This window comes from Pseudomonas sp. p106, from assembly GCF_003936645.1.
GTDB lineage: Bacteria > Pseudomonadota > Gammaproteobacteria > Pseudomonadales > Pseudomonadaceae > Aquipseudomonas > Aquipseudomonas putida_E.
The window spans coordinates 63,327-76,520 of sequence record NZ_RHQR01000004.1 but is presented as its reverse complement, the minus strand read 5'-3'; the positions used below and the strand labels follow the sequence as shown (position 1 = coordinate 76,520).

The 13,194-nt window shown below is 63.4% G+C and carries 8 protein-coding genes; 1 reads left to right on the top strand and 7 read right to left on the bottom strand.

Annotated features, from left to right (window positions below):
* Positions 1 to 43: 43 nt before the first annotated feature.
* From EGJ09_RS06595 to putP, 7 genes are all read right to left on the bottom strand, one after another.
* Complete coding sequence (locus EGJ09_RS06595; RefSeq protein WP_125923480.1) at positions 44 to 1,000, bottom strand: glycosyltransferase; 957 nt, start codon at positions 998 to 1,000, stop codon at positions 44 to 46.
* Between the two features lie 48 nt (positions 1,001 to 1,048).
* Positions 1,049 to 2,452 carry a PIG-L family deacetylase gene (locus tag EGJ09_RS06590; RefSeq protein ID WP_125923479.1) on the bottom strand — a complete coding sequence of 468 codons (1,404 nt, stop codon included), beginning with the start codon at positions 2,450 to 2,452 and terminating at the stop codon, positions 1,049 to 1,051.
* A complete protein-coding gene (locus tag EGJ09_RS06585) occupies positions 2,449 to 3,345 on the bottom strand; it encodes an antimicrobial resistance protein Mig-14 (RefSeq protein ID WP_046785064.1) in 897 nt (298 codons plus the stop codon). The genes EGJ09_RS06590 and EGJ09_RS06585 overlap by 4 nt, the downstream gene beginning before the upstream one ends.
* Positions 3,345 to 4,475, bottom strand: a complete 1,131-nt coding sequence (locus EGJ09_RS06580; RefSeq protein ID WP_125923478.1) for a glycosyltransferase — start codon at positions 4,473 to 4,475, stop codon at positions 3,345 to 3,347. Before EGJ09_RS06580 ends, EGJ09_RS06585 begins: the two co-directional genes overlap by 1 nt.
* Positions 4,459 to 6,216 carry a carbamoyltransferase gene (locus EGJ09_RS06575; protein WP_115273446.1) on the bottom strand — a complete coding sequence of 586 codons (1,758 nt, stop codon included), beginning with the start codon at positions 6,214 to 6,216 and terminating at the stop codon, positions 4,459 to 4,461. The genes EGJ09_RS06580 and EGJ09_RS06575 overlap by 17 nt, the downstream gene beginning before the upstream one ends.
* Before the next feature lie 184 nt (positions 6,217 to 6,400).
* Positions 6,401 to 7,237: a 23S rRNA (adenine(2030)-N(6))-methyltransferase RlmJ gene (locus tag EGJ09_RS06570; protein WP_115273445.1), complete on the bottom strand. Its 837-nt coding sequence runs from the start codon at positions 7,235 to 7,237 to the stop codon at positions 6,401 to 6,403.
* 129 nt (positions 7,238 to 7,366) lie between these two features.
* The gene (gene putP / locus EGJ09_RS06565; protein WP_119688171.1) at positions 7,367 to 8,845 is read right to left on the bottom strand and encodes a sodium/proline symporter PutP; all 1,479 of its coding nucleotides are present in this window, start codon (positions 8,843 to 8,845) and stop codon (positions 7,367 to 7,369) included.
* Positions 8,846 to 9,201: 356 nt separating this feature from the next.
* On the opposite strand from putP, the gene putA reads away from it, so the two are divergent.
* Positions 9,202 to 13,155 carry a trifunctional transcriptional regulator/proline dehydrogenase/L-glutamate gamma-semialdehyde dehydrogenase gene (gene putA / locus EGJ09_RS06560; protein ID WP_119688170.1) on the top strand — a complete coding sequence of 1,318 codons (3,954 nt, stop codon included), beginning with the start codon at positions 9,202 to 9,204 and terminating at the stop codon, positions 13,153 to 13,155.
* Positions 13,156 to 13,194: the final 39 nt, after the last annotated feature.

Sequence of the window (13,194 nt, the reverse complement as noted above, 5' to 3'; positions counted from 1 at the left end):
CAGACTTTGCGTAGCCACTCCCTGGCCACGAAAGCTCTTTAGATTAAATGCCCAGCGTCAACCGCAGCCTCTGCCAGGCGGACAAGGGCGGGTGCGGCCTGAGTGCCGGGCGCATATGGTCGACGATGCTACGGCCAACTTCAGCGAAACTGAAGCGGGAAACCGCCAGGTGCCGCCCATTTTCCGCAATTTGCTGCGCCAGGCCCGGATCGGCGCGCAGGGCGCTCAGCTTCGCCTGGAGCATCGGAATGCTGTCGTACAACACCACGTTGTGCATATCCTGCAGGCCCAGGGCGTTATTTTCTTCTGCCCCCTGGTCGAAGGCCAGCAACACGCAGCCGCAGGCCATGGCCTCGAAGTTCTTGATCATGTACTCGCCCATGCCCACATCGGCACTGACAAAGAAACGGATCCGGTTGAGGGTGTTGCAATAGTCTTCGCCTGATTTGGTGCGGGTCACCACCAGGTTTTCCACCCGCCCCAGCTCATCCAGCAACGCCTTGCGCCCGCTGTAGGCAACACTGTTGGTACTGCCGACGAACGCCAGCTCGATATCACGCTCAAGCCCTTGGTCCGTGAGCAGGCGCTCGTCATAACCCTTGGGCACGAACACCGCATCGAAACCTTCCTGGCGCAGGCGCTCACTGACCATGTAGCCGGAACTGATCACCCGTGCCCACGGCAGCTTGCGGTAATGCGCACTGAACTTGCCGGTGTACTTGCAGGGGATGTAGTTCTGGTAGGCATCATGCTCGAGGATCACCAGGTTCGGCACGGTACGGATGAACGCCGCCTGGCGTATCTCCTGCTTGAAGCGCAGGAAGAAGACGATGCGGTCATAGCGCTCGACCTGCACTTCACGTTTGAAATAACGGCGCAGGTTGCGCTGGTCATCGCTGGTCAACCAGCGCAGGTCGCACTCACAGTTGGCCGCGACGCCGTCGTACAGGCGATCGAGGATCGCCCGCTGTTCCTTCTGCACCAGAAATAAGACTTTCATTGCTTTCCTTGGGCGCTCTGCGCCTTCGCGGTCAACCATCGGCATTATCTACAGCTCACGGCGCCAGAACAGTTCATGCCGGCGCACGGCCTTGCGGAAGAACTCGTTCTCACCGTAAGGCGATGGCCGGCGCCCGGCCAGCCAGCGCTGCAACAGCCGACGCACTCGGCGCTTGAACGGTGCGCCAGGTTGCAGGTCGTGCATCATGCCCAGGGCCATCGCCTTGTCGCGCTGCGTTGGCAGGTCCAGCACCAGGCTGCAGGGTGCCCACGGCTGGTCGGCACTCAATTGCGGTGGCAAGGCCACTCCATCGCCGCTGCTGCCCATGGGCCAGCGGTCGTTGTCGTGCAGATGGTTGGCATAGCACAGCAGCGTCTGCGGCTGCCACGCCAAGCCCTGCAGCGCCTGCATGACGGCAACATGGGCGCAGATGTGATCAGGGTGCGGGTCCAGTTGCGGGTGCGGCATGACCAGCACTTCAGGCCGGGCCATCTCCAGCAGCGCACGCAAGTCAGCCAGCAGGTTGTTCCAGGTTGGCGCGCCATCGCTGTCGGCCGGCAACCGCAACGGGTTGAAGCGACGGAACGGGCGGATATCGGCCATGTCGGCTTCTCGGGAAACGGCCGGCACATCGGGCGCTGCCTGCATGGCGGGCAGTTGCAGGCAGAAGTAGCCTAATTGCACGCAACGCGCCTCTGGCACCCCGGCCCAGCGCGGCACGGCAATGCTGTCCCAGGCGCGCAGACGGCCCTTCAGCCGTGCCGCCTCGGCCTTGCCCATGCCCATCTGCTGGTAGTGCTCTGCTTCGATTTCGCCAGCGGTCAAGGTCACCACCCAGGCTTCGTCCGCCTGGCTGTAAAGGCCATAGGCCGCCAGCTCGGCATCATCGGCATGCGGCGCGATCACCATCACGCGACGGCGCTGCGTTTCGACGCCGGCGGTTATCCACAGACGCGGCTGGCCCTGCAAACGACAGTGACGGCCGCGCACGCGCAGCGTACCGGCCTGCAGCGGTGCAGACAGCCCGGTCAGGTTCAGGAAGCGAACGCCGTCGACACCGCGCTCGAACGCCTGCCGGTCTGCACGCTCATCGGCCAGCAGCTCGACACATGGGTCGAGAAAACGCCCAAGCCATCCGCTTTTGACCCGCACTTCGAGGATCAGCGTTTCATTACCCTGCAGCGTCGTATCGACCTTGAGCACGCCGTCACGCAAGGTGACAGGCGCTTCGCCGGTCTGCTCGCCGAAGTTGTAGGCGTAATCTTCGGCCGGTGCATAGAACAGATGATCAGCGAACCAAGCTTCGTGGGCAGCCCAGAGCAGCGGCAGCAGCAACAACGGCAGCCACCACCAGGCGAATACGCCCAGGGCAACCAGCACCGCCAGGCCGGCCAGCAGCCCCAGGCGCTTGTTGCGCCGGTGGCGCTTGAGCAACTGCTGTTTGCGGCTCACGCCTGGAACACCGGCACGGGGTTGCACCAACGGTCCTTGTACTCGCGGTCGGCACGGCCAAACGAGAAGCGCAGAGGTTTGTTGCGTGCGCGGGCATCGTCCCAGGCAGCCTGGGTGTTGAGGAAGCTCAGCACGCTGCCAGGGCTGAAGGCCTTGGTCTCAGGGTCGACGCCGCCGTTGACGTACTCGACACTGATCCACTGCGGCGCTTCGACCCGATAGACCAGCTGGATGGCGATGGGCTTGTCGTCGAGCAACAGCACCGAGCCGATCAGCAGCTCACGCAGGCGCTCGAGCACATCGGCCATACGCTCGGCACCGGTGGCCGGGAACCCCCAGCGGCGCTGGAACAGGTCGCAGTACATGGCCGCGATCTGCTGGGCATTGAAATCGGTAATAGGGCGCACCACACCACCCGCTTCTTCCAGCAAGCGCAACTCGCGGCGCTGGTTGTAGCGGAATTTCTTCGACAGGTCTTCATGCGCCCGGGCCATCGCCAACTGCTCTTTCTGAGCCTTCAGGCCGCTGAAGCGCCCCTGGTTCAGCTCGGACAGGTAGCGCGCGGTATGGCGCAAGGGTGCGGCGGCATCGCCAGCGCCTGGCAGAATGATCTCGGCATTGCCCAGGTCAAACAGGCCTTTCTTGCCGGCACGCTTGAGCACGTCCTTGGACAGCGCCAAATGACGCCCCCAGGTCGCAACGCCAGCCTTCAGCTCGCCTGCCTGATGCCAGCCCAGGTAACGCACGGGTATCTGCGCCAGGTCCGCCAACTGCTCGATCACCAGCGGGTGCGTGGCAACGCTGCCACCGAAGCGTGCCCACGCCTCGGCGTAGGCGGCAGCGTCGATCACCTGCCATCCGCGTTCTCGCCAAGCCTGAATATGATTGAGCATCACTTGCCCACCACCAGCGCGCTTACCTGCGGCAGCTGCCAGAAGGCTTCGCGCACGGCCTGATCGGAGAAACGCTCGTGCAGGCGCTGCAGCATGTGCGAGGCGCATGCATCGCGCTGCTGCTCGTCCAGCAACGCCATATGCTTCAAGCCTTGGGCCAGCTGCGAGGCATCGCCGAGCGGGAACAACACACCCACACCCTCGACCACTTCACGAGCCCCGCCGCAGGCCGTTGCCAGCACAGGTACGCCGGCCACCATGGCTTCGAGCAGGACCATACCGAACGGTTCATGGTCGGAACTCAGGGCAAACACGTCGAATGCCTGGAAGTAGCGGCGCGCATCCGGGACCTGGCCCAGAAAGTCGACTTGCCCGGCAATGCCCAGCTCGCCAGCCAGCGCCTTGAGCTTGTCTTCCAGGCGCCCCATGCCGAGGATCGCCAGACGAGCGCCGGCCGGCAGCTCAGGCAGGGCTTGGGCAAAGCCGCGCAGCAAGGTCGCCTGGTCCTTGTCCGGGTGCAGGCGCCCGACATTGCCGACGACCCACGCCTGCGCATCCAGGCCAAGGGCCTGACGCGCTTCAGCGCGCGGTACCAGTGCGGCCTGCAGGGCCTCGATGTCGATACGGTTGTACAGCGTCTGGATACGTTCGGCCGGCCACTGAGGCAGGCAACGGCGCATGTCGTCACGCACGGCGTCCGACACGCCAAGCAGGCTCAGCCGTTTGCTGAACAGGTTGGCGAACAGGCGCCGCCCCTTGCGCTCATAGTCGCCGAACGCATGGTGCACGCCGATCACCGGCAGGCCCGTCGCCAGCAAAGCCACGTAGATCGGCTTGAAGCGGTGGGCGATGCAGAAGCTGAAATTGCGCTCGGCCGCGATACGGCGCAGGGCGCGTATGGCGCCGAGCTTAAGGCCGCGGACGGCCTTGGAGCTGAATTGGAGGAACAGCACCTCGTCCGACGCGCAGCCAGCCGCAACCTGCGGGTCGGCGGCGCCGGTGAGAAATACCGTGGTGACCTTGTAGCCGCTGCCCTGGAACAGGCTGGCGTACTGACGGGCGCAGTCGAGGAACGGCCCGTCGTAGCCATGGCAGAACTGCAGGATGCGCGGTTCAGAGCGGCTGGTCATACGCGGCGGCGCCGTCCTTCACAACAAGAATGTCTTCCATGATCAGGTACTGCAGGTCCGAACCGAAGAACATGTTCAGCGCATCTGTCGGCGAGCAGATCATCGGCTCGCCACGGCGGTTGAGCGAAGTGTTCAGCGACACGCCATTGCCGGTCAGGTCTTCCAGTGCCTTCATCATGTCGTAGTAACGCGGGTTGTACTCACGCTTGAGCACCTGGGCACGCGAAGTGCCATCCTCGTGAACCACTTCCGGCACACGGGTTTTCCACTCTTCGGCCACTTCGAAGGTGAAGGTCATGAACGGCGCCGGGTGATCGATCTTGATCATTTGCGGGGCGACGGTGTCGAGCATCGACGGGCAGAAAGGTCTCCAGCGTTCGCGGAACTTGATCTGGTGGTTGATGCGGTCAGCAACCCCTTCGACGCTCGGGCAGCCGATGATCGAACGGCCACCCAACGCGCGCGGGCCGAATTCCATGCGGCCCTGGAACCAGGCCACCGGGTTGCCGTCGACCATGATCCGGGCGATCTGCTGGGGCATGTCGTCGAGCTTGCGCCATTTCGGCTGGTTCGGGTGACGGGCACAGGCGGCGATCACGTCTTCGTTGGAGTACGAAGGGCCGAGGTAGACGTGCTCCATCTTCTCGACCGGTACGCCACGGGCATGCGACACATAGGCCGCAGCACCGACTGCAGTACCGGCGTCACCGGAGGCCGGCTGGACGAACAGCTCTTTGACGTCCGGACGGGCGATGATCTTCTGGTTGAGCTTGACGTTCAGCGCGCAGCCGCCAGCGAAGGCCAGCTTGCCGGTTTCACGCAGGGTGTCGCCCAGGTAGTGGTCGATCATCTGCAAGGCCAGCTTCTCGAACAGCGCCTGCATGCTCGCTGCGTAATGGATATAGGGCTCGTCGGCAATGTCGCCTTCGCGCTTTGGGCCCAGCCATTCGATCAGTTTCGGCGAGAAGTAGAAGCCCTTGCCCTTCTCTTTATAGCGGCGCAGGCCGATGACGTTGGCATACTCGGTATTGATCACCAGTTCGCCGTTCTCGAAGCTGGCCAGGCGGGAGAAGTCATATTTGCTGGCATCGCCATAGGGCGCCATGCCCATGACCTTGAATTCGCCATCGAGCATTTCGAAGCCGAGGAATTCGGTGATCGCGCCGTACAGGCCGCCCAGCGAATCCGGGTCGAAGAATTCCTTGATCTTGTGGATCTTGCCGTTTTCGCCATAGCCGAAGAAAGTGGTGGCGTACTCACCCTTGCCGTCGATACCCAGGATCGCGGTCTTTTCCTTGAAGCCCGAGCAGTGATAGGCACTGGAGGCATGCGCCAGGTGGTGCTCGACCGGCTCGATCTTGACTTTTTTCGGGTCGAAGCCCAGTTGCTCCAGGCACCAGACGATCTTCTTGCGGTAGCGCTTGTAGCGGCGGTTGCCCATCAGGATCGCGTCGAGGGCACGGTCCGGGGCATACCAGTAGCGCTTGGCATAGTGCCAACGAGCCTTGCCGAACAGGCTGATCGGGGCGAACGGGATGGCGACCACGTCGACATCGGACGGCTTGATGCCGGCCTGTTCCAGACAGAACTTCGCCGACTCGTAAGGCATGCGGTTCTTCGCATGCTTGTCACGCACGAAGCGCTCTTCTTCGGCGGCGGCAATCAATTTGCCGTCGATGTACAGGGCCGCGGAAGGGTCATGGCTAAGGGCGCCGGACAGGCCAAGAATCGTCAATGCCAAGGGATTAGCCTCTTCATTCGGTAGAGATGCGCCAGCGGCCTCAGGGGCGGGTGGCGGCTAAAAGGCGGGATTATAACGCAAACACTTCCAACTGGCCCTATCGCCGGCAAGCCGGCACCGACAGGCGCGGCGCCGCGCAAAGAGCGGCGCCGCGCCGGCGACAGGGCCGGCCTGGGCAAGCGCTTTATTCAGCGATCAGCCAGTCCATCCGGTAGCTGCCGGCCGTCTGCGCCAGCTCCCTGGCCAGCCAGGGCAGCAGTTCCTTGAGTTCTTCTTCCAGCCCCCATGGCGGGTTGGCAATTGCCAGGCCCGAACCATTGAGGCCCTGCGGGCTGTCCTGGTGGTGAACGTACAGCTCGACCCGCAGCAGCTTGGGCGCACCAGTGCTGGTCAGGTCCTGGTAGAACCGGGTGAGCGAGCGCTGGTCCTTGATCGGGTACCAGATGGCCGCGACGGTCTGGCGCATGCGGCCGATCGCCTCTTTCATCGAGGTGGTGCAACGTTTGAGCTCATCGGCCTGTTCGAACGGCGGGTCGATCAGCATGATCGCGCGCTTTTCCGGCACCGGCAGCAACGCCCGCGGCACATGCCAGCCTTCACCCAGGTGCACCACCACGCGCGGGTCTTTCTTCATGTTCTCTTTGAGCAGCGGCCCGTCTTCGGGGTGCTTCTCGTTGAGCAGGGCGCGGTCCTGCTGGCGCATCAGGCGGCGGGCCAGCTCCGGCGAGCCAGGGTAGTAGCGCAACTCGCCATCGCTGTTCAGGCGCTTGATGATGCGCAGGTAATCGGCGGCCATGGCCGGCAGATCATCGCGGTTCCACAGGCGCGCGACCCCTTCCAGGTACTCACCGGTACGGGTGGCCTGGTCGCCTTGCAGGTCATACAGGCCCAAACCGGCGTGGGTATCGATATAGGCGAACGGCTGTTCTTTGCGCGACATCAGGGCGATGAGGCGGGTCAGCACGATGTGCTTGAGGACGTCGGCATGGTTGCCGGCGTGGAAGGCGTGACGATAGTTCATGGCAACTCCTGCGCGAGCGGCAAGTTTACCTTGCCTTGCCGGCGGAGTCAGGCCTGGCTGCCGATCGACAGCGCCCCGACCGCCGGTTTAGCGGCGGCCGGGGCACCTCGACCCGACAGGTGTCAGGTATTACTTTTCAGCGTGATACGCGGCATCAGCGGTTTCAAAGCGCGAAACCATGCTGCTCGACGGGCTGCTCAGCTTGCTCACCACGACAATGGCGATGCTGGCGAACAGGAAGCCCGGGATGATTTCGTACAAACCGATGGTGTCGAACTGTTTCCACAGGATCACGGTCAGCGCACCGACCACGATACCGGCCAGCGCGCCGTTACGGGTCATGCCTTTCCACAGCACCGAGATCAGCACGACCGGGCCGAAGGCGGCACCGAAGCCGGCCCAGGCGTAGGCCACCAGGCCCAGCACGCGGTTTTCTGGGTTGGCAGCCATGGCGATGGCGATCAGGGCCACGGCCAGCACCATCAGGCGACCGACCCAGACCAATTCACGCTGCGAGGCATTCTTGCGCAGGAAGGCCTTGTAGAAGTCCTCGGTCAGCGCACTGGAGCACACCAGCAACTGGCAGCTCAAGGTACTCATCACCGCGGCCAGAATGGCCGACAGCAGCACACCGGCCACCCAAGGGTTGAACAGGATCTTCGCCAGCTCGATGAACACACGCTCGTGGTTCTCGGTGACCGGGCCTGCCAGGTCAGGGTTCGCGGAGAAATAAGCGATACCGAAGAAGCCCACGGCGCAGGTACCGACCAGACACAGGATCATCCAGGTCATGGAAATGCGGCGCGCCTTGGCGATGGATTTGACCGAATCGGCGGCCATGAAGCGCGCCAGGATGTGCGGCTGACCGAAGTAGCCCAGGCCCCAACCCATCAGCGAAATGATGCCGATGAAAGAAGCACCCTTGAGCATGTCGAAGTGCGCCGGGTTCTGCGCTTCGATGGCCAGGAAGGTCGTGTCGAAGCCGCCCGTGGAGATCAGCACGATGATCGGGGTCAGGATCAGCGCGAAGATCATCAGCGAAGCCTGCACGGTGTCTGTCCAGCTCACCGCCAGGAAGCCACCGATGAAGGTGTAGGCGATGGTTGCCGCAGCACCGGCCCACAGCGCAGTCTCGTACGACATGCCGAAGGTACTTTCGAACAGACGGGCGCCGGCGACGATACCGGAGGCGCAATAGATGGTGAAGAACACCAGGATGACGATGGCCGAAATGATCCGCAGCAGGCCGCTGCTGTCTTCGAAGCGGCTGGAGAAATAGTCCGGCAGGGTCAGCGCATCGCCGTTGTGCTCTGTCTGCACGCGCAGACGGCCAGCGACGAACAACCAGTTGAGGTAGGCACCGACGGTCAGGCCGATGGCGATCCAGGCCTCGGACAGACCTGAAAAGTAGATGGCGCCCGGCAGGCCCATCAGCAGCCAGCCGCTCATGTCGGAAGCACCAGCGGAAAGCGCGGTGACAACGCTACCTAGGCTGCGACCGCCCAGAATGTAGTCGGAAAGGTTCTTGGTGGAGCGATAGGCGGCAAAGCCGATCAGTACCATTACCGCGATATAGATCACGAAAGTGATCGTTAGTGGATTGCCCATGCTTGTGCCCTGGCGTTTGTTTTTATTTCATGCACAACCGAATCGAGACGGTTGCACCCAGGCGGCGAATCCTATGCAACAACGTTAATAGGGTGCAACCACTTTTCGTCCGCCAGTTGCACCTTCTCGTGCATTTTCAGGTAATGCCGCTTTTTTGCTCCTTTATGGAGCAAAACCCGCGTTTTTCAGAACAAAACGCATCAGAAAAAAACGTATTTGAAGCGTAGGATCATTCATCGGACGAGTTGCACCTTTTCCGTCAAAAAATCGGGTTGCACCTGGTTGCACCCGAAATGTCCTACGGCTACTCTTGGCGTTAGCTTAGGCCACAACCGTGGCAATAACGAGGATAAGAAATGGCGACGACCACCCTTGGGGTCAAACTCGATGACCCTACCCGTGAGCGACTCAAGGCAGCTGCGCAGTCCATCGACCGCACGCCGCACTGGTTGATCAAGCAAGCAATCTTCAACTACCTGGAGAAGCTCGAGGGTGGCGCCACCCTGACCGAACTCAACGGTCAGGCCAACAGCCCGGCCGACGATGCCGGTGAAGTACAGCCCGACCATGCGCACCAGTGCTTCCTGGAGTTCGCTGAGAGCATCCTGCCCCAGTCGGTGCTGCGCTCGGCCATTACAGCCGCCTATCGCCGCCCCGAGCAGGAAGTGGTGCCGATGCTGCTGGAACAGGCGCGCCTGAGCGCGCCCCTGGCCGAGGCGACCAACAAGATGGCCGCCGGCATCGCTGAGAAGCTGCGCAACCAGAAGAGCGCCGGTGGCCGCGCCGGCATCGTCCAGGGTCTGCTACAGGAGTTCTCGCTGTCGTCCCAGGAAGGCGTGGCGCTGATGTGCCTGGCCGAAGCCCTGCTGCGCATTCCCGACAAAGGCACCCGTGACGCGCTGATCCGCGACAAGATCAGCAGCGGCAACTGGCACCCGCACCTGGGCAACAGCCCGTCGCTGTTCGTCAACGCGGCCACCTGGGGCCTGTTGCTGACCGGCAAGCTGGTTTCCACCCACAACGAAGCCGGCCTCACCACCTCGCTCACCCGCATCATCGGCAAGAGCGGCGAGCCGATGATCCGCAAGGGCGTCGACATGGCCATGCGCCTGATGGGCGAACAGTTTGTCACCGGCGAGACCATCGCCGAAGCGCTGGCCAATGCCAGCCGCTTCGAGTCCAAAGGCTTCCGCTACTCCTACGACATGCTCGGCGAAGCCGCGCTGACCGAGCACGATGCGCAGAAATACCTGGCCTCCTATGAGCAGGCGATCCACTCGATCGGCAAGGCCTCCCACGGCCGCGGCATCTACGAAGGCCCGGGCATCTCGATCAAGCTCTCGGCACTGCACCCACGCTACAGCCGCGCTCAATACGAGCGGGTGATGGAAGAGTTGTACCCGCGCCTGCTGTCGCTGACTCTGCTGGCCAAGCAGTATGACATCGGCCTGAACATCGACGCTGAAGAGGCCGACCGCCTGGAGCTGTCGCTCGACCTGCTCGAGCGCCTGTGCTTCGAGCCTTCGCTGGCCGGCTGGAACGGGATCGGCTTCGTCATCCAGGCCTACCAGAAGCGCTGCCCGTATGTGATCGACTACGTCATCGACCTGGCCAAACGCAGCCGTCACCGCCTGATGATCCGCCTGGTGAAAGGCGCCTACTGGGACAGCGAAATCAAGCGCGCCCAGGTCGAGGGCCTGGAAGGCTATCCGGTCTACACCCGCAAGGTGTACACCGACGTTTCCTACGTCGCCTGCGCCCGCAAGTTGCTGGCGGTACCGGAAGCCATCTATCCGCAATTTGCTACTCACAACGCACACACTCTGTCGGCTATCTACCACATCGCCGGTCAGAATTATTACCCGGGGCAGTACGAGTTCCAGTGCCTGCACGGCATGGGCGAACCGCTGTACGAGCAGGTTGTAGGCAAGGTCTCGGAAGGCAAGCTTAATCGCCCGTGCCGCGTCTACGCGCCGGTCGGCACCCACGAAACCTTGCTGGCCTACCTGGTGCGCCGCCTGCTGGAAAACGGCGCGAACACCTCGTTCGTCAACCGTATCGCCGACCACTCGATCTCCATCCAGGAACTGGTCGCCGACCCGGTCGCCAGTATCGAGCGCATGGCCACCCAGGAAGGCAGCATCGGCCTGCCGCACCCGCGCATCCCGTTGCCGCGTGACCTGTATGGCAGTGAGCGGGCCAACTCGGCCGGTATCGACATGGCCAACGAACACCGCCTGGCGTCGCTGTCCTGCGCCATGCTGGCCACGGCCCACAATGACTGGAAAGCCACCCCATTGCTGGCCTGCGCCGCCAGCGAAGGCGCTGCCACAGCGGTACTGAACCCGGCAGATCATCGCGACGTGGTCGGCCACGTGCAGGAAGCCACCGTTGCCGACGTCGACAACGCCATCCAGTGCGCGCTCAATGCCGCCCCCATCTGGCAGGCCACTCCACCCGCCGAGCGCGCAGCGATTCTGGAGCGCACCGCTGACCTGATGGAAGCCGAGATCCAGCCGCTGATGGGCCTGCTCATCCGCGAGGCCGGCAAGACCTTCGCCAACGCCATCGCCGAGGTGCGCGAGGCCGTTGACTTCCTGCGCTACTACGCCGTGCAGGCGCGCAACGATTTCAGCAATGACGCCCACCGCCCACTGGGGCCAGTGGTGTGCATCAGCCCGTGGAACTTCCCGCTGGCCATCTTCACCGGCCAGGTGGCCGCAGCCTTGGCTGCCGGCAACCCGGTACTGGCCAAACCAGCCGAACAGACCCCACTGATCGCAGCCCAGGCTGTGCGCCTGCTGCTCGAAGCCGGCATTCCGGAAGGCGTGCTGCAACTGCTGCCAGGGCGCGGCGAAACCGTTGGTGCCGGCCTGGTCGGCGACGAACGCGTCAAGGGCGTGATGTTCACCGGGTCCACCGAAGTGGCGCGCCTGCTGCAGCGCAACGTCGCCGGGCGCCTGGACAACCAGGGCCGTCCGATCCCGCTGATCGCCGAAACCGGTGGCCAGAACGCGATGATCGTCGATTCCTCGGCGCTGACCGAGCAGGTGGTGATCGACGTGGTGTCCTCGGCCTTCGACAGTGCCGGCCAGCGCTGCTCGGCCCTGCGCGTACTGTGCCTGCAGGAAGACTCGGCTGACCGCGTGATCGAGATGCTCAAAGGCGCCATGGCCGAAAGCCGCCTGGGCAACCCGGACCGCCTGGCCGTGGACATTGGCCCGGTGATCGATGCCGAAGCCAAGGCCGGTATCGAGAAGCACATCCAGGGCATGCGCGAAAAAGGCCGCCCTGTTTATCAGGTCGCCATCGCCGATGCTGCTGAAACCAAGCGTGGCACCTTCGTGATGCCAACGCTGATCGAGCTGGAGAGCTTCGATGAGCTCAAGCGCGAGATCTTCGGCCCGGTACTGCACGTGGTGCGTTACAACCGCCGCAACCTCGACCAGTTGATCGAGCAGATCAACAACTCCGGCTACGGCCTGACCCTCGGCGTGCACACCCGCATCGACGAGACCATCGCCAAGGTGGTGGAGAACGCCAACGCCGGCAACATGTACGTCAACCGCAACATCGTTGGTGCGGTGGTGGGCGTGCAGCCGTTCGGTGGTGAAGGCCTGTCCGGTACCGGCCCGAAAGCGGGTGGCCCGCTGTACCTGTACCGCCTGCTGTCGACCCGCCCGGCAGACGCCATTGGCCGTCACTTCCAGCAACAGGATGGCGAAGGCAAACCGGACCGTACCCTGCACGATCAGCTGATCAAGCCGCTGCACGGCCTGAAGGCCTGGGCCCAGAGCAACCAGCTGGCCGACTTGGCTGCGCTGTGCGACCAGTTCGCCAGCCAGTCGCAGAGCGGCATCGCCCGCCTGCTGCCAGGCCCGACCGGCGAGCGCAACAGCTACACCATCCTGCCACGCGAGCACGTGCTGTGCCTGGCCGACAACGAGGCTGACCTGCTGGCGCAGTTGGCCGCAGTACTGGCCGTCGGCAGCTCGGCGGTGTGGGCAGACAGCGAGCCTGGCAAAGCCCTGCGTGCCCGCCTGCCGCGTGAGCTGCAGGCCAAGGTCAAGCTGGTGGCGGACTGGAACAAGGATGAAGTGGCGTTCGACGCCGTGATTCACCATGGCGATTCGGACCAGCTGCGCAGCGTGTGCCAGCAGGTGGCCAAGCGTGCTGGTGCGATCGTCGGTGTGCACGGGCTGTCCAGCGGGGATCACCAGATTGCGCTGGAGCGGCTGGTGATTGAGCGGGCGGTGAGTGTGAACACCGCGGCGGCGGGGGGGAATGCCAGCTTGATGACCATTGGCTGATTGCTGTTGATAAAAAAGGGGAGCTTCGGCTCTCCTTTT

Bases quoted from the DNA above. Each gene is read 5' to 3' on its own strand.
- EGJ09_RS06595 (WP_125923480.1), bottom strand. From the start codon at position 1,000: ATGAAAGTCTTATTTCTGGTGCAGAAGGAACAGCGGGCGATCCTCGAT.
- EGJ09_RS06585 (WP_046785064.1), bottom strand. From the start codon at position 3,345: ATGCTCAATCATATTCAGGCTTGGCGAGAACGCGGATGGCAGGTGATC.
- EGJ09_RS06580 (WP_125923478.1), bottom strand. From the start codon at position 4,475: ATGACCAGCCGCTCTGAACCGCGCATCCTGCAGTTCTGCCATGGCTAC.
- EGJ09_RS06570 (WP_115273445.1), bottom strand. From the start codon at position 7,237: ATGAACTATCGTCACGCCTTCCACGCCGGCAACCATGCCGACGTCCTC.
- putP (WP_119688171.1), bottom strand. From the start codon at position 8,845: ATGGGCAATCCACTAACGATCACTTTCGTGATCTATATCGCGGTAATG.
- putA (WP_119688170.1), top strand. From the start codon at position 9,202: ATGGCGACGACCACCCTTGGGGTCAAACTCGATGACCCTACCCGTGAG.